Source organism: Streptomyces sp. NP160 (genome assembly GCF_006335115.1).
Classification (GTDB): Bacteria; Actinomycetota; Actinomycetes; order Actinomycetales; family Quadrisphaeraceae; genus Quadrisphaera.
Window position 1 is genome coordinate 90,506 of sequence record NZ_VDMJ01000037.1, and the last position, 15,486, is coordinate 105,991.

Here is a 15,486-nt window from a genome sequence, read left to right on the forward strand (position 1 = left end):
GTCGTCCCCGACCGGGGCCGGGTCAGGACAGGACGCGCAGGCGCACCGTCTCCGGCATGGCCTCCAGCTCGGCCAGGACCGCCGGGTCCACCGAGCTCGCGACGTCGGTCACCACGTAGCCCATCTGCCCGCGCGTGGTGAGCGACTGGCCCACGATGTTCACGCCGTGCCGCGCCAGCACGGAGTTCACCGTGGCGAGCACCCCCGGCACGTTCTGGTGCAGGTGGCCGAGGCGCGTGCCGTGGCCGGCGTCGGTGATGACCTGCGGCAGGTTCACCGCCAGCGACGTGCTGCCGTGCGCGGCGTAGTCGCGCAGCTTGCCGGCCACGAACCGCCCGATGTCCTCCTGCGCCTCCTCGGTCGAGCCGCCCACGTGGGGGGTGAGGATGGTGTTGGGCAGTCCGCGCAGGCGGGAGTCGAACGGGTCGCCGTTGCGGCGGGGCTCGTTGGCGAAGACGTCGACGGCGGCCCCGGCCAGGTGGCCCGAGACCAGGTGGTCGCGCAGCGCGCCGTGGTCCACGACGAAGCCGCGGGAGAGGTTGAGGAAGACCGCTCCCGGCTTCATGGCGGCGAACTGCTCGGCCCCGAAGAGCCCGCCGTTGCCCGCGCGGCCGTCCACGTGGAGCGTGACGGCGTCGGCGACAGCGAGCACCTCCTCCATGCTCGACATCCGCACGGCGTTGCCCATCGCGAGCTTCTCGGCGGTGTCGTAGAAGACCACGCGCATGCCGAGGGCCTCTGCCACCACGGACAGCTGGCTGCCGATGTTGCCGTAGCCGATGATCCCCAGCGTGCGGCCGCGCACCTCGTGCGAGCCGGCGGCGGACTTCTGCCACACCCCGGCGTGCAGGGCGCTGTCGAACACCGTCAGCTGGCGGGTCAGCGCGATGACCTCGGCGAGCACCAGCTCCACCACGGACCGGGTGTTGGAGAACGGCGCGTTGAAGACCGCCACCCCGCGGGCGGCCGCGGCCTCGAGGTCGATCTGGTTGGTGCCGATGCAGAACGCGCCGATCGCCTCCAGGTCCGGTGCGGCGTCCAGGACGGCCTCCGTGACGTGGGTGGTCGAGCGGATGCCCAGCAGCTTCACGCCGGGCAGCGCCTCGACCAGCTCGGACTCGGACAGGGCGCCGGGGCGCTGCTGCACGGGGACCCCGGCGCGGCCGAGGACGTCGACGGCGAGGGGGTGGATGTTCTCCAGCAGGAGCGCGCTGGCGGGTCTGCCCGGGCTGACGGTCACGGGCGTCCATCCTGCCGCACCGGGGGACGCGCCCCCGTCCCGGCGCCGGCGGGAAGATGCCTGGTGGCCACCCGCCTGCTGCTGCTCGCCGACACCCACGTGCCCGTGCGCGCCCGCGCCCTCCCGGCGCAGGTGCTCGCCGCCGTGGACGAGGCCGACCTGGTGGTGCACGCCGGCGACTGGGTGGGCGAGGCCGTCCTCGACGAGCTCCAGGCGCGCTGCGCGGCCGCCGGCGCGCGGCTGCTGGGCGTCGCCGGCAACAACGACGGTCCCGGGCTGCGGGCCCGGCTGCCCGAGGTGGCCCGCGACGACGTCGAGGGGCTGCGCCTCGCCGTCGTCCACGAGACCGGACCGGCGGGCGGGCGCGAGCGGCGCTGCGCGGCGGCCTTCCCCGACGTCGACGTGCTCGTCTTCGGCCACAGCCACATCCCCTGGGACAGCACCGCGCTGCGCCCCGGCGGCGGCTCCCTGCGGCTGCTCAACCCCGGCTCGCCCACCGACCGGCGGCGCCAGCCCGCCTGCACCTACCTCACCGCGCTCGCGGCGGACGGCGCGCTGCACGACGTCGTCCTGCACGCGCTGCCGCTGCGTGGCGGGCGCCCACCGGGGTAGGGGCGTCCCGTGCGACCACCGACCCGGGCGGGGCGCTCCCGCCGACGCCGTCCGACGGAGGCCCGGTGAACAGCCGGTGAGCGCCCGGTGAGCGCCCGGTGAGCGCAGCGGCCCAGCCGGGGCACCAGCCGGCCCGCGCCGAGCGGCTCGCGCTCGCGGTGTCCCGCCAGGGCGGCACCTGCCTGTGGTGCGGGCGGGAGTTCGGTGCGCTGGTGCCGGCCACCACCGACCACCTCGTTCCCCGCGTCAAGGGCGGCCCGAGCTGGCCCGAGAACGAGGTGGCCGCCTGCAGGCGGTGCAACGGCCAGCGCGGCCACACCACGCCCGCCGACTGGTACGCCGAGTGCGAGCGGCGCGGGTGGCACCCGGACGCCGCAGCGCTGCGGGCGGCGCTGGACGCCCTCGACGCCGCCGTCAGCGCCCGCGGGGGCCAGCGCCGCGCCCGTCCGTACCTCGCCGCGCAGCGGCGGCGCCTGGCGCGGATGCGTCCCGCCGACGAGCCCGCGGACCGCAGGGGCTGGCAGACTCCCCGACCGTGAGCCCGGCACTCCCGAAGGACCCGCCAGCCGAGGGCGTGCGCGCCCGGGAGGCCCGCTCCGAGCCCCGGGCGGGGCACGTGCGCACGCGCCACACGGCAGCGCGCGTCGAGGACCGGCTGAACAAGCTCCTCGCGGCGCACCTGCGCCGCCGCGGCTGGACGCCGCGCGTGCTCGGCTACGCCTCCTACGGCGGCGAGGGCTGGGTGCGCGTGCTCGGACGCGTCCTGGCCACCCGCCCCCCGGAGCACGGCGACGACGACGCGGGCACGCCTGTGCCGGAGGGCCCGTACGACCCGGTGGCCCTGCGCGACTGGGTGGGCCCCTACGACCGCGACCAGCTCAAGGAGCGCGCGCTGACGGCACTGCGCGGGTGGCGGGCGTTCATCTCCGCGCCCGTGGAGGGCGTCGCGGTGTGGGTGACCGTGGGGGAGCAGGTGCACCGCCTGGTCTCCGAGCGCGGCGGCTACCTCGACGCCCGCCTGCCGTCCGACCTGCCGCCGGGCGTCCACGACGTCACCTTCTCCACCGCACCCCCCGGCGAGCTGGACGCCGACGAGCGCACCGGTGCGCCGTCCACGGCGCGGGTCACCGTGGTCGGCGCGGACCAGCGCGACGGCGTGGTGTCGGACATCGACGACACCGTCATGGTGACCTCGCTGCCGCGCCCCTTCATCGCGGCGTGGAACACCTTCGTGCTGCACGAGCAGGCGCGCAGCCCGGTGCCGGGCATGGCGGACCTGCTGACGTCGGCCGCCCAGGCGCACCCCGGTGCGCTGGTGCTGTACCTGTCGACGGGGGCCTGGAACGCCGCGCCCACCATCACCCGCTTCATGCTGCGCCACGGCTACCCGGCCGGTCCGCTGCTGCTCACCGACTGGGGGCCCACCAACACGGGCTGGTTCCGCAGCGGCCAGGAGCACAAGCGCGCGGCGCTGCGCCGCCTCGCCGAGGAGCTGCCCCAGGTGCGGTGGCTGCTGGTGGGAGACGACGGCCAGCACGACCCGGAGATCTACGGCGAGTTCGCGCGCCAGCACTCCCAGCACGTCCGCGCCGTCGCCATCCGCCAGCTGACGGCGGCGGAGCAGGTGCTCTCCCACGTGCTGCCGGTGCCCGTCTCGGGCTCGGCGCGCTCCGGGCAGGTCGCGGCCGTCCCGGAGGTGCGCGCCCCGGACGGCGTGGGCCTGGCCCACCAGCTGCGCCAGGCCGGCGTGCCGCTGGCGCGCCACGTGTGGCTGCCCCCGGAGGAGGACGCCCCCACCTCCTGACCGCCCCTCCGGTCGTGATCATGGACGTCCGGCCACCACAGTGGTCGGCGTGGGAACCGGATCGCTGAGCCTGCTCGACTACCGCCGGCGGGTGTCGCAGCTGTACGCCGACGTGCGCGAGACCGCCGCCCGTCGCGGTCCGCGCGAGGCGCACGAGCTGTGGCGCACCGCCCGGGACGAGCTGTACGCCACCCACGTCGACTCCCCGCTGCTGCCGGACGACCCCCGCCGCCGGACCGGCCTGCCCGTGGCCCCCTACGACCCCGAGCTCCGCTTCACGGCCGCCGTCGAGGCGGCGGACCCCGGCGGAGCCGTCGACCAGCAGCACGAGCTGCGCGTCACCACCGGCACCGACGGCGAGGTGGTGTTCACGCGCCTCGGCCGCGCCGCCACGCCGCTGGGGCCGCTCGACCTGTGGTGGCTGTCCGGCTACGGCGGCGGCGTGTGGCTGCCCGTGCGGGACGGCTCCAGCGGGCAGGGCTCGTACGGCGGCGGCCGCTACCTGCTCGACACCGTCAAGGGCGCCGACCTCGGCGCCGTCGGTCAGCAGGACGACGACGAGCAGGGCCAGCAGCGGCTCGTCCTCGACCTGAACTTCCTCTACAACCCCTCGTGCGCGTACGACCCGGCGTGGGCCTGCCCGCTCGCGCCGCCCGGCAACCGCCTGGAGGCCCGCGTGGAGGCGGGCGAGCTGGAGTGAGGCTCAGGCGCTGAGCAGGCCGGCCACGGCGCGCAGGTCGTCGACGAGGGCGGCGTAGGCGGCGTCGCGGGCGTCCTCGGGCGTCCGCAGCACCGCTGAGGGGTGCGTCGTGACGAAGAACGTCTTGGTGCCCCGGGTCGTCTCGCGCTCGATGGGGTGGCCGCGGTCCTTGCCGATGCGGATCGCGGGCCCGAGCAGCGCCTTCGCGGCCGTCGCCCCCAGCAGGACGACGACGCGCGGGTCCACCAGGCGCAGCTCCTCGGCCAGCCACGGCTTGCACGCGGTGATGTGCGCGGCCTCCGGGGTGGCGTGGATGCGCCGGTTGCCGCGGGGGGTGAACCGGAAGTGCTTGACCGCGTTGGTCACGTAGACCTGGTCGCGCGCCAGGCCGGCCTCCTCCAGCGCCCGCTGCAGCAGCTGCCCGGCCGGCCCGACGAAGGGGACGCCCCGCCGGTCCTCGGAGTCGCCCGGCTGCTCACCGACCAGCGCCACGCTCGCGCGGGGGTTCCCGGCGGAGAACACCACCTGCGTGGCGGGCTCCCACAGCTCGCACCCCCGGCACGCGGGCGCGGCGGCGCGCAGCGCGTCGACGTGGTCGGCGCCCTCCGGCACCCACTGCTGGGCGCCGGGCCGCTCGACCTGCTCCGTCGTCCCCGCCATCAGACGGCGACCCTCCCGCGCAGCGCACCCCGCGGCGCGAGGGCGGGCGTCCCGGCGCCGTCGCCGGAGCGCATGCCGGCGACGAGGTCGTCCAGGGCCGCCCTCGCCGTCGTCGTCGGCCTCCACCCGAGGGCCTTGAGCCGGGAGCAGTCCAGCAGCGGCGTGCCCGCGGCGAGGTCCACCCAGCCGGGGTCGGTGGGCTGCAGGCGGGCGCGCCAGGAGGCGTCGGCGGCCGAGCGCAGCAGCGACACCGGCGCGGGGACGCGGCGGCGCGCGCCGAGCCCGGCGGCGATGTCGTCGGGGCCGAGCGCGTCGTCCGCCGCGACGTTGTAGGCACCCCTCGCGCGCTCGGGACCGGCGGCGAGCAGGTGCCACAGGCCGTCGGCGAGGTCGTCGGCGTGCACCACCGGCGCGACGAAGGCCTCCGGCAGCGGCAGCACGGGCAGGACCCGCGTGCGTCGTCGTCCTGCTCCTCCCAGCAGGCCGGCGGGCAGCAGCGGCCCGCCGAAGTAGCGGGCGATCTCCGACCCGGCCTCGCGCTGCAGCACCAGCCCGGGCCGCACCCGGGCCACCGCCGGCGCCTCGCCGGCCTCCTCGAAGGCGTCGAGGAGGTCTTCGGCGTCCACCTTGTCGCGGCTGTAGCCGGAGGTCGGCACGCCCGTGCGCGGCCAGCTCTCGTCGACGACGGGCTTGCGCCCCGCGGCCGCCTCGGCCTGCGGGACGGGGGCGTAGACGCCGGTGGAGGAGGCGTGCACGAGGTGCGGCACGCGGGCCTCGCGGGCGGCGTCGAGCACCGCGCGCGTGCCGCCGAGGTTGACCGAGCGCATGGCCTCCCGGTCGTGGGACGGCTGGATCCGCCAGGCGAGGTGGACGACGGCGTCCACGCCGTCCATGGCCTCGCGCAGCGCACCGGCGGCCCAGGGCGCGGAGAGGTCGATGCCGTGCCAGCGCACCGGCGCGCCGGGGGAGCGCTCGGGCGCCGGGGCCTGCGAGGGCGTGCGCCGCGCCACCCCGGAGACGGCGACGCCCTCGCGCGCGAGCCGCCGCAGCAGGGCGGTGCCGACGTTGCCCGTGGCGCCGGTGACGAGCACGCGGCGCGGTGAGGAAGGGGCCATGGAGCGAGCCGACCACGTCGACGAGCGGACCGCGACCCGGCCACCTAGGTTCGGACACATGACCGAGAACGCGTCTTCCCACGACTCCCGACCGCCTGCGCAGACCGCGCCCGACCAGGCCGGCACCGGCTCCCAGGCGGACCCCACGGCCGTCAAGGACCCCGAGACCTGGGCCACCGGCGACGAGCCCGCCACCGGTGCCCAGCTCAGCTACCTGCGCACCCTCGCCACCGAGGCGGGCGAGCAGGTCCCCGACGACCTCAGCAAGGCCCACGCCTCGGAGATGATCGACGAGCTGAAGTCGCGCAGCGCCCGCGTCTCCGAGGGCTGAGCCCCGTGGCAGGCTCGCCGTCGTGACCTCGACGACGACGGCGCGAGCCCTGCGCGACACCGGCCTGCAGTGGCGCCCCGCGAAGGGCGACAGGTTCGTCATCCCCGACCGCGAGATGGACGACGTGGTCTTCGTCGTCTCCGACATGACCATCGAGGCGCACGACCTGCCGTCTGGCCAGGTGCTCGGCTTCAACGGCACCACGGAGTGGGCCCTGGACAGCGTCGACGCGGCCGAGGTGCTCTGGCTGCCCCGGGAGGGGCAGCTGCGCGAGCACCTCGGTGGCGCGCTGGTCGCCCTGCGGCCGGCGGGGGAGCAGTGGGGCGTGACCACCCGCCGTGACGGCGGTGCCGAGGTGACCACGGCGGCCGAGGACGCCGAGGAGGCGTACGCGCTCGCGCTGCTCGCGCTGCGCGGCACCACCTCCCGCCAGCTGCTGCCCGTGGCGGCCGGCGGGCTCGCCGCCGTGCTCGCGCCCCTGCCCGCCGCCGCCTGGTCGACCACAGCGGGCAGCGCGCTGACGGTGGCCGACGTCGTCGCCGGTGCCGTCGGGGGGCTGGGCGCCGACCCCGCCACCAGCTGGCGCGGGGCCCTCGTGACGCTGCTCGAGGCCTGGACGCGGTCGCTGGAGGCAGCGGGCGCAGTGGTCGGCGACGGGGCCGCGCAGGCCGAGGAGGTCGCCGAGGCGGGGGCGGACGGCGTGCTCGTCGACCTGGTCGGCGCCACGTGGGACGTCGCGGTGGCCACGGGCGTGCCGGACCCCGCCGCCGCGCTCGACCCCGCCGTCGTGGACCGAGCGCTCGCCCACGTGCGCTCGTGGCCGACCTCGGGCCCCGCGGCGCCGTCAGGGGACGCGCTCGCGGAGCTGCTCCGGCTCACGGGCCGCCACGTCGAGGCTCGCTGACCGCAGCGCTGCTGCCCTGTGGGCCCGCAGGGCGGGCCGGGGTCACCTCCGCGGGTGACCCCGGTCAGCTCCGGTGGGCGCTCGCTGCGGGAGCCCCGCTGCACCTGACCGCGGTCGCGTGCGGTCCGGCGCCGGCAGCGCCCGCCCGCGCAGCGCGTGGTGACGGGAGCGGGCGCGCCTGAGGTGCGTCACCCCGCCTCGGCGGCCTCGAGGGCGAGCCACTCCGGCCCCGAGACGTAGGCCTGCACGGCCATGCCGGCCGCGCCGCGGCCCCAGACCGAGGAGTCGTCCGAGCGCACCACGAGGTCCACGGCCGACGCCTCCGGGTCCCGGGCGGCGTGCACGCCCTCGGCCAGGGCGGCCCGGCCGACGGTCGCCACCGCTGCCGCGTCACCGGTGAGCAGGATCCGCTCGACCATGGTGAAGCTGGCCACGGCGGCGACGAGCGTCCCCAGGTGGCGGGCGGCGTCGTCGACCACCACCTGCGCGGCCGGGTCTCCCGCGGCGGCCCGGGTCAGCAGCTCCTCGGCGGTGGTCGGTCGACCGAGCGCCAACCGGGCCGCGGCCTCGAGGGCCGGCAGAGTCAGCAGCGACGACGCGCACCCGCGGTGCCCCACCGGGCAGCGCGGACCCGAGCCGTCCAGGGGCAGGTGGCTCAGCAGGTGCAGCGCGGTGTCCGGCGTCTCGACCACCGCGTCGTGCATGACGAGGCCGTAGCCGATGCCCGCCCCCACGGCGAGCGCGGCGAAGGAGGTGGTGGCGCGTCCCTCGCCGAACCAGTGCTCGGTCTGGGTGAAGGCGTGCATGCCGTTGCCCACGACGACGCGCCGCCCGAGGCGGTCGGTGAGCGTCGCCGTGAGGTCCACGGGGGTGGACCAGCCCAGCGACAGGGCGCGGCGGACCACGCCGGAGGGGTCGACGTACCCGTCGAGGGTGACGCCCACCTCCTCCACGGCGCCGGTGCCACCGGCCCGGCCGGCGAGGGAGGTGACGAGGCGCGCCGTCGCGTCGGCCACCGCCGCGGGGGACCGGTCCGGCAGCGGTGCGTCCTCCCGCGCGAGCACCTGGGCGCGCAGGTCCGTCAGGACGCCCCAGGCCCTGTCGGCGGACAGGTCCACCCCCACGAACCGGTGCCGGTCCGCCGGGACGTCCAGCGGGCGGGTCGGACGCCGGGTCTCCGGGTCCGCCGCGGGCGGTGCCTCCACCAGCAGGCCGCTGGCGATGAGGGGCTTGGACAGCCGGGTCAGGCTCCCGGCCGACAGGCCGAGGCGACGCGCCAGCTGGCTGCGGGGCAGGGGGCCGTGGCGCAGCACCTCCACGGCGACGTCGTGGGCGGCGCCGGGGGCTCCCGGCGCCGCGGAGAGCTGCTGCCCGTCCGGCAGCGGCGTCGCCACCGGCGAGGTGGTGGGCGAGGGGGCGGACACGAGGCGGCGGTCGGTCCCGGCGGCGACGACGGCCTCGCCGCCCCCTGCGGCTCCGGAGGTGCGCGGAGGGGCCTGTCGAGCGGCCCTGCTGTGACTGTCCACGGACCTCCTCGTCCCGGTGCGCGGGGGCCAAGGTGCCAGCGCGGACGGAGCCCGGTCAACTGCGCGGGAGACGGCTCCGGCAACGGTCTGGACACGGGAAGGTCACGGAGAGGTCACGAACGGGCGCTTCCGCACCGAAACCCACAGACCCGAACACGCCACTGCACACCTGATCCGGACTTGCAGTTGACGCGCCGGAGTCTCTGGGGCAAAACTCAGCGATCAGTGGCGGGTGCGAGCCCGCCGATGAGGCCCGCAGGTCGGTGCGGTGCCCTCCCGGGTGGACGAAGGAGCCCACGCAATGCGCATCAGGTCACGTCAGGGTCGCGCCGTCGGCGCGCTGCTCACCGCCGGTCTCGTCACGGTCCTCACGGCCGGCTGCCTCCAGGAGTCCGGCGGCAATGGCGGCGGCAGCGGTGGCGGCGGCGGGAACGACGACGGCAGCGTCACGATCATGTACGGCTTCACGGACTCGAGCTCAGACCAGTTCCAGGCGGAGATCAACAAGTTCGCCGAGGCCGAGGGCATCACGGTCAACTTCGAGCCCACGCCCGACTTCAACACCGTCATCGCCACGCGCGTCTCGGGCAACAACGCGCCGGACATCGCGATCTTCCCCCAGCCCGGCATCATGAAGACGTTCCAGAACGACCTGACGCCGCTGACGGACGTGGTCGACAAGGCCAACCTGGACGCGATGGTCCCCGGCATCGTCGAGGCCGGCCAGATCGACGGCGAGCAGTACGCGCTGCCGATGAGCCTCAACATCAAGTCGATCGTCTTCTACCCCAAGCAGGCCTTCGACGCGGCCGGCTACACCGCCCCCACCACGCTCGACGGTCTGCAGCAGCTGACCGACCAGGTCAAGGCCTCGGGGACCGCGCCGTGGTGCTTCGGCATCGAGTCCGCGTCGGCCACCGGCTGGCCGGCCACCGACTGGATCGAGAACCTCCTGCTCATCCAGAGCGGCCCGGACGTCTACAACCAGTGGGTCAGCCACGAGATCCCCTTCAACGACCCCCAGGTGGTCGCTGCGGCCGACACCATGAGCTCGCTGCTGCTGACCGAGGGCAACGTCAACGGCGGGCGCCAGTCGATCGCGAGCAACAACTTCGCGACGGCGGCCAACCCCATGTTCGACACCCCGCCGGCCTGCTTCATGTACCGCCAGGGCAACTTCGTCGCCCGCGACGGCGGCTTCCCGGACGACGTGCTGCAGAACCTGGACAGCACCGTGGGCGTCTTCCCCATGCCGGGCGAGACCGAGGCCGACAAGCCCGTCCTCGGCGGCGGCGACCTCGCCTCGGTCTTCAACGACTCCGAGAACGCCAAGAAGATCATGAACTACATGGCGTCCAAGGACTTCGGCGCCGACTGGGCGAAGGCCAACGGCTTCATCTCGCCGCGGACCGACTTCGACCAGGCCAACTACCCGAACGAGCTGACCAAGCAGATGGCGGGCTTCGCCTACCAGTCCACCGCGTTCGTCTTCGACGGCTCCGACCAGATGCCGGGTGAGGTCGGCTCGGGCTCGTTCTGGCGCGAGATGACCGCCTGGATCTCCGGGTCCGAGAGCGAGCAGCAGGCCCTCGACAACATCGAGGCCAGCTGGCCGGCCACCAACTGAGGCTGAGCCTGCGAACCCCGCCGACGGCGCCGTGCTCCACCCGGAGCCCGGCGCCGTCGGTGCAGGGGCCCCGCCGCCTGGCGCCGGGGTCCCCCACCCACCACACTCAGCCCGCACCAGCCATCTGGTCCGCCGGACGTGGAGGTCCCGTGACCATCACCATCTTGAACGCGATCATCGCGGTGGTCGGCGGCGTCGCCGGCGCCGTCGTCCTCTTCTACATCCTCAACAAGCTCACCGAGCTGCTGCCCAGCAAGCCGCAGGAGCTCATCAAGCCCTACGTCTTCATCCTCCCGGCCTTCGTGGCGCTGGGGCTGTACCTCGTCTACCCCTTCTTCCAGACGCTCGTCTACAGCTTCGCGAACCGCGACAGCACGGCCTTCATCGGCCTGTCCAACTACACCAACCTGCTGGCGTCGCCGAACTTCCAGACGACGCTGGTCAACACGTTCCTGTGGATCCTCATCGTCCCGACGTTCGCGATCATCTTCGGCCTCATCATCGCGACGCTCGCCGACCGGCTGCGGCCCTCGGGCGAGAAGCTGTCGAAGACGCTGATCTTCCTGCCGCTGGCCATCAGCGCCGTCGGCGCCTGGGCCATCTGGCAGCTCGTCTACCGCGCCGTCCCGGCGACGCAGAACCAGACGGGTCTGCTCAACGCCATCTGGACCGGCCTCGGCGGGGACCCCGTCCCGTGGATGCAGACGTCCGACTTCAAGCTGAACAGCTTCCTGCTGATGGCCATCCTCATCTGGACCCAGGCCGGCTTCGCGATGGTGCTGCTCTCCGCGGCCATCAAGGGCGTGCCCACCGACACGCTCGAGGCCGCCCGCATCGACGGCGCCGGTGAGGGGAAGATCTTCTTCAGCATCGTCATCCCGCAGATCCGGGCGACGCTCATCACGGTGTTCATCACCGTGCTCATCGGGGTGCTCAAGACCTTCGACGTCGTCTACGTGGCGACGAACGGCGGCTTCGGCACCAACATCATCGCGCTGAACTTCTACCAGGCGCTCTACGTCGCGCGCGACGCCGGGCAGGCGGCGGCCATCGTGGTGATCCTGATGCTGGTCATCGTGCCGTTCCTCATCTACCAGATCCGCCAGTTCCGGGCCGAGGAGGCAGCACGATGAGCCAGTCGACCACCGTCCCCCCGGTCTCGAACCCCGGCCAGACGAAGGACCCGAGGACCCGCGCCCTGCCCCGCCGCAAGGCGCCGGCCGGCGGACACGGCGAGGACGCGGGCGCTCCGGCCCCGCTGTGGGTGAAGATCGTCATCACCCTGCTGTGCCTGGCGTGGATCCTGCCGGTCTTCGGCCTGGCGGTGACGTCGCTGCGCGACCGCACCGACGCCGCTGCCAGCGGCTGGTGGAGCATCTTCACGAGCCCCTCGCAGCTCAGCCGCCTGACGGTGGAGAACTACGTCGAGGTGTTCGACAGGGCGCCGATGGCCCAGGCCTTCGTCAACTCCCTGGCCATCACGATCCCGGCGACGATCATCCCGATCCTCATCGCCGCGTTCGCCGCCTACGCGTTCACCTTCATGGAGTTCCCGTTCCGGAACTTCCTGCTCGTGCTCATCGTGGCGCTGCTCGTGGTGCCCAACCAGGTGGCCTTCGCCCCGATCCTCAACATCTACGGCCAGCTGGGCCTCAACGGCCAGTTCGCCGCGGTGTGGGGAGCGCACATCGGCTTCGGCATGGCGCTGGCGATCTACCTCATCCGCAACTACATGGCCACGCTCCCGCGGGAGATCATCGAGTCGGCCAAGATCGACGGCGCGACGCACTTCCAGACGTTCTGGAAGCTCATCATCCCGATGTCGACCCCGGCGCTGGCGTCATTCGCGATCTTCCAGTTCCTCTGGGTCTGGAACGACCTGCTCGTCGCGCTGATCTTCCTCGGGCCCGGTCCGCGCCAGCCGCTGACCATCGCGCTGGTCTCGCTCCTGGGCCAGCAGGGCCAGGGCGACCAGCTGCTCACCGCCGGCGCGTTCTTCACGATGATCCTTCCGATCCTCGTGTTCCTCTCGCTCCAGCGGTACTTCGTGCGCGGCCTGACGGCGGGTTCCGTCAAGGGCTGAGCACCACCACCCCCAGCGGCGCCGCACCGGCTCTCGGTGCGGCGCCGCTGCCGTGACACGGTGGGACGCGCAGAGCCCACCTCCGCGCCACCGACCCGTGAAGGACCCATGCCCTCCCACCCCAGCGCCGTCCTGCTGACCCGCCCCGACGCCGGCCCCGAGGCCGCCGCGCTGGTGCTCGCCGTGCCCGCCGACGGGTCCCTGCCCCGCACGGTCTGGTGGGGACCCGCCTCCCAGGTCGCGGGCGCCAGCGCCGACGACGTCGTGGCCGCCCGCCTCGGGCTCCTGGGCGTGCAGGGCCTGGCGGTGCTCCCGGAGCACTCCGGCGGCCTGTACACCCGTCCCGCGCTGCGCGGGCACCGCCCGGCACCGGCGACCACCCCGACCGGCGCGGAGGACCCTGCGTGGTCCACCGCCTTCCGCGTGACCGACCTCCAGCTCGCAGGTCACGACGACGCCGAGGGCACCGGCGCCGCGGCCGCGTCGCAGCGCGTCGTCGTCGTCGCCGAGGACCGCGTGGCGGCCCTGGGCCTGCGCACCGAGCTGGAGGCGCTGCCGGGCGGCCTCCTGCGCGCCCGGCACGCCCTGACCAACGACGGGGCCTCGCCGTACGCGCTCGAGGGCCTGGAGGTGCTGGTGCCGCTGCCCGACGAGGCGGCGGAGGTGCTGGACCACACCGGCGGCTGGCTGCACGAGCGCGTGCCGCAGCGCGCACCCGTGCGCGACGGGCTGTGGCTGCGGGAGAACCGCACGGGCAAGACCGGGCACGACGCCGCGGGCGACGTCGTCGTCGGCGTCCCCGGGTTCTCCTTCGAGGCGGGCGAGGTGCGCAGCGCCGCCGTCGGGTGGAGCGGGAACACCGTGCAGCGGCTGGAGCGGTCGCCGTCCACCCAGACCACCCTGGGCGGCGGTGAGCTGCTGCTGGCCGGGGAGACGACCCTGGCACCCGGGGAGTCGTACACGACGCCGTGGCTGTACCTGGGTGCCTCGACCCGGGGGCTGGACGGGCTCGCGGCGGCGAACCACGCGTTCCTGCGCGCCGTCGGCGAGGCGACCGGGGCCGCGCCGAAGCGCCCGGTGCCGGTGACCCTGAACGTGTGGGAGGCGGTCTGGTTCGACCACGACCTGCCGCGCCTGCTGCGCCTGGCGGAGCTGGCCGCCTCGGTGGGGGTCGAGCGGTTCGTGCTGGACGACGGGTGGTTCGGCGCCCGCCGCGACGACACCGCCGGCCTGGGCGACTGGACCGTCTCCCCGGACGCCTGGCCGGACGCCGAGGGCGGCCTGGGCGCCCTGGCCGAGGCGGTCCACGGCCACGGCATGCAGTTCGGCCTGTGGTTCGAGCCGGAGATGGTCAACCCCGACTCCGACCTGTTCCGCGCCCACCCCGACTGGGTGCTGTCCGCCCGGGGCACCACGCCGACCCTGGAGCGGAACCAGCTGGTGCTGGACCTGTCCCGCGACGAGGTCCGCGAGCACGTCCGGGACGCGGTCTCCGCGGTGCTGTCCGCGGTGCCCGTCGACTACGTCAAGTGGGACCACAACCGGGACCTGCTCGAGGCCGGCGGCGGCGCGGCCGCTGGTCGCCCGGTGGTCAGCGCGCACACCGCGGGCTTCTACCGCCTCCTCGACGAGCTGCGGGCGCTGCACCCGCGCGTGGAGTGGGAGAGCTGCGCCTCCGGCGGCGGCCGGGTGGACCTGGAGGTCCTCCAGCACGTCCAGCGCGTGTGGACCTCGGACATGACCGACGCGGTGGCCCGGCAGGACGTCCAGCGCTGGATGGTCCAGCAGGCCCCGCCGGAGTACCTCGGCGCCCACGTCTCCGCGCCGGTCTCGCACCAGACGCACCGCACCGTGCCGCTGGACTTCCGCGCGGCCACCGCCCTGTTCGGCGCCTTCGGCATCGAGTGGGACGTCTCCACGGCCTCCGAGGAGGACCGGGCGCGGCTGGCGGCGTGGGTGGCGGTGTTCAAGGAGCACCGCGGGCTGCTGCACTCCGGGCGCACCTGGCGCGCGGACTCCCCGGACCCGGTGGTGCGCAGCCACGGCGTGGTGGCGCTCGACGGGTCGCAGGCGCTGGTGGCGCAGGTGCAGATGGGCGAGTCGTGGGTGGAGCACCCGGTGCCGGTGCGGCTGCCGGTGGCGTGGAACCCCGGCGACCCGGGCCTGGAGCCCGAGCTGCGCTACCGCGCCCGGTGGGTCGGGCCGGTGCCCGAGCCCGACCGCGGCGCCCGCGCCAACGCCCGCCTGGGGTGGCGCTCCGGCGACGTCGACGCGTCCGGTCCGCTCGGCGGCGCGGCGCTGCCGGGCGCGGTGCTCGGCTCGGTGGGCCTGGTGCTGCCGCGCCGGTTCCCCTGGAGCGTCACGCTGGTGCACCTCCAGGCCGTCTGACCCCGGATCCTGCACCGGACTCCCACGACCACGGAGGGTTCCCCGTGATCATGGGAGTCCGGCGCACCGTCAGGTCGTGGGGACGGGGACCGCGGGCGCGGCGGGCACGGGGTCCAGCACGACGTGCGCGCCGGCGGCGTAGTCCTCCAGGGCCTCCCCGTGCAGCAGGCGGGCCGGCGCGGCGCCGGCGCCCAGCACGCGCGCCAGCGCCGCCACCGGCAGCGGCGAGCGGCTGCCCAGCAGCACCGCGTTCCCGTGCCGCCGTCCCCGCAGCACCCCGGGCTCGATGGCGGCGGCGGTGTGGGGGAACACCGAGCGCAGCGTGGCCACCTCGGCCTTGATGCCCACCGGCGAGGTCCTGTCCACGGTGTTGGCCAGGTAGAGCCCGCCGGGGGGGAGCACCCTGTCCACGTCGAGCAGGAACTCCCGCGTGCTGACGTGCCGCGGGGTGGAGTCGCCGGCGAAGACGTCGCGGACCACGAGGTCGGCGGAGGCG

Annotated in this window: 15 protein-coding genes; 10 read left to right on the plus strand and 5 right to left on the minus strand. The window is 75.0% G+C overall.

Annotated features, from left to right (window positions below; all coding sequences use genetic code 11):
* Positions 1-22: 22 nt before the first annotated feature.
* Positions 23-1,240, minus strand: a complete 1,218-nt coding sequence (gene serA, locus FHN55_RS17590; protein WP_139713616.1) for a phosphoglycerate dehydrogenase — start codon at positions 1,238-1,240, stop codon at positions 23-25.
* A 63-nt stretch (positions 1,241-1,303) separates the two neighbouring features.
* Between serA and FHN55_RS17595 the strand changes: the two genes are divergently transcribed.
* From FHN55_RS17595 to FHN55_RS17610, 4 genes are all read left to right on the plus strand, one after another.
* Positions 1,304-1,852, plus strand: coding sequence for a metallophosphoesterase (locus tag FHN55_RS17595; protein WP_139713617.1), 549 nt, complete (start codon positions 1,304-1,306; stop codon positions 1,850-1,852).
* 98 nt (positions 1,853-1,950) lie between these two features.
* Positions 1,951-2,391, plus strand: a complete 441-nt coding sequence (locus FHN55_RS17600) for an HNH endonuclease (RefSeq protein ID WP_139713618.1) — start codon at positions 1,951-1,953, stop codon at positions 2,389-2,391.
* Positions 2,388-3,656, plus strand: a complete 1,269-nt coding sequence (locus FHN55_RS17605) for an App1 family protein (protein ID WP_218974788.1) — start codon at positions 2,388-2,390, stop codon at positions 3,654-3,656. Before FHN55_RS17600 ends, FHN55_RS17605 begins: the two co-directional genes overlap by 4 nt.
* Before the next feature lie 49 nt (positions 3,657-3,705).
* Positions 3,706-4,356, plus strand: a complete 651-nt coding sequence (locus FHN55_RS17610; protein ID WP_218974789.1) for a DUF1684 domain-containing protein — start codon at positions 3,706-3,708, stop codon at positions 4,354-4,356.
* A 3-nt stretch (positions 4,357-4,359) separates the two neighbouring features.
* On the opposite strand, the gene FHN55_RS17615 is transcribed toward FHN55_RS17610, so the two are convergent.
* Both FHN55_RS17615 and FHN55_RS17620 read right to left on the minus strand, forming a co-directional pair.
* Positions 4,360-5,016, minus strand: coding sequence for a UdgX family uracil-DNA binding protein (locus FHN55_RS17615; RefSeq protein ID WP_139713619.1), 657 nt, complete (start codon positions 5,014-5,016; stop codon positions 4,360-4,362).
* Complete coding sequence (locus FHN55_RS17620) at positions 5,016-6,131, minus strand: NAD(P)-dependent oxidoreductase (RefSeq protein ID WP_139713620.1); 1,116 nt, start codon at positions 6,129-6,131, stop codon at positions 5,016-5,018. The genes FHN55_RS17615 and FHN55_RS17620 overlap by 1 nt, the downstream gene beginning before the upstream one ends.
* A gap of 58 nt (positions 6,132-6,189) precedes the next feature.
* On the opposite strand from FHN55_RS17620, the gene FHN55_RS17625 reads away from it, so the two are divergent.
* Together FHN55_RS17625 and FHN55_RS22865 are read left to right on the plus strand one after the other, a co-directional pair.
* Positions 6,190-6,462: a DUF3072 domain-containing protein gene (locus tag FHN55_RS17625; RefSeq protein ID WP_139713621.1), complete on the plus strand. Its 273-nt coding sequence runs from the start codon at positions 6,190-6,192 to the stop codon at positions 6,460-6,462.
* A gap of 22 nt (positions 6,463-6,484) precedes the next feature.
* Positions 6,485-7,366, plus strand: a complete 882-nt coding sequence (locus FHN55_RS22865) for a hypothetical protein (protein WP_180357921.1) — start codon at positions 6,485-6,487, stop codon at positions 7,364-7,366.
* Positions 7,367-7,554: 188 nt separating this feature from the next.
* Here the strand turns inward: FHN55_RS22865 and FHN55_RS17635 are convergent, their stop codons facing one another.
* Positions 7,555-8,892: an ROK family transcriptional regulator gene (locus FHN55_RS17635; protein WP_218974790.1), complete on the minus strand. Its 1,338-nt coding sequence runs from the start codon at positions 8,890-8,892 to the stop codon at positions 7,555-7,557.
* A gap of 301 nt (positions 8,893-9,193) precedes the next feature.
* Here FHN55_RS17635 and FHN55_RS17640 point away from each other — a divergent pair, with 301 nt between their 5' ends.
* The 4 genes from FHN55_RS17640 (at position 9,194) to FHN55_RS17655 (ending at position 14,990) form a co-directional block, all read left to right on the plus strand.
* Positions 9,194-10,519 carry an ABC transporter substrate-binding protein gene (locus FHN55_RS17640; protein WP_139713622.1) on the plus strand — a complete coding sequence of 442 codons (1,326 nt, stop codon included), beginning with the start codon at positions 9,194-9,196 and terminating at the stop codon, positions 10,517-10,519.
* A 149-nt stretch (positions 10,520-10,668) separates the two neighbouring features.
* The gene (locus FHN55_RS17645; RefSeq protein WP_139713623.1) at positions 10,669-11,652 is read left to right on the plus strand and encodes a carbohydrate ABC transporter permease; all 984 of its coding nucleotides are present in this window, start codon (positions 10,669-10,671) and stop codon (positions 11,650-11,652) included.
* A complete protein-coding gene (locus tag FHN55_RS17650) occupies positions 11,649-12,602 on the plus strand; it encodes a carbohydrate ABC transporter permease (RefSeq protein ID WP_139713624.1) in 954 nt (317 codons plus the stop codon). Before FHN55_RS17645 ends, FHN55_RS17650 begins: the two co-directional genes overlap by 4 nt.
* A gap of 108 nt (positions 12,603-12,710) precedes the next feature.
* The gene (locus FHN55_RS17655) at positions 12,711-14,990 is read left to right on the plus strand and encodes an alpha-galactosidase (protein ID WP_139713625.1); all 2,280 of its coding nucleotides are present in this window, start codon (positions 12,711-12,713) and stop codon (positions 14,988-14,990) included.
* 69 nt (positions 14,991-15,059) lie between these two features.
* On the opposite strand, the gene FHN55_RS17660 is transcribed toward FHN55_RS17655, so the two are convergent.
* Positions 15,060-15,486 (minus strand): fused MFS/spermidine synthase (locus FHN55_RS17660; RefSeq protein WP_180357922.1); only part of this gene is annotated, 427 nt, incomplete at its 5' end.

What these genes read in the sequence shown, in the direction of transcription:
- FHN55_RS17615 (WP_139713619.1), bottom strand. Translation starts at nt 5,016, where the DNA reads ATGGCGGGGACGACGGAGCAGGTCGAGCGGCCCGGCGCCCAGCAGTGG.
- FHN55_RS17620 (WP_139713620.1), bottom strand. Translation starts at nt 6,131, where the DNA reads ATGGCCCCTTCCTCACCGCGCCGCGTGCTCGTCACCGGCGCCACGGGC.
- FHN55_RS17625 (WP_139713621.1), top strand. Translation starts at nt 6,190, where the DNA reads ATGACCGAGAACGCGTCTTCCCACGACTCCCGACCGCCTGCGCAGACC.
- FHN55_RS17640 (WP_139713622.1), top strand. Translation starts at nt 9,194, where the DNA reads ATGCGCATCAGGTCACGTCAGGGTCGCGCCGTCGGCGCGCTGCTCACC.
- FHN55_RS17650 (WP_139713624.1), top strand. Translation starts at nt 11,649, where the DNA reads ATGAGCCAGTCGACCACCGTCCCCCCGGTCTCGAACCCCGGCCAGACG.
- FHN55_RS17655 (WP_139713625.1), top strand. Translation starts at nt 12,711, where the DNA reads ATGCCCTCCCACCCCAGCGCCGTCCTGCTGACCCGCCCCGACGCCGGC.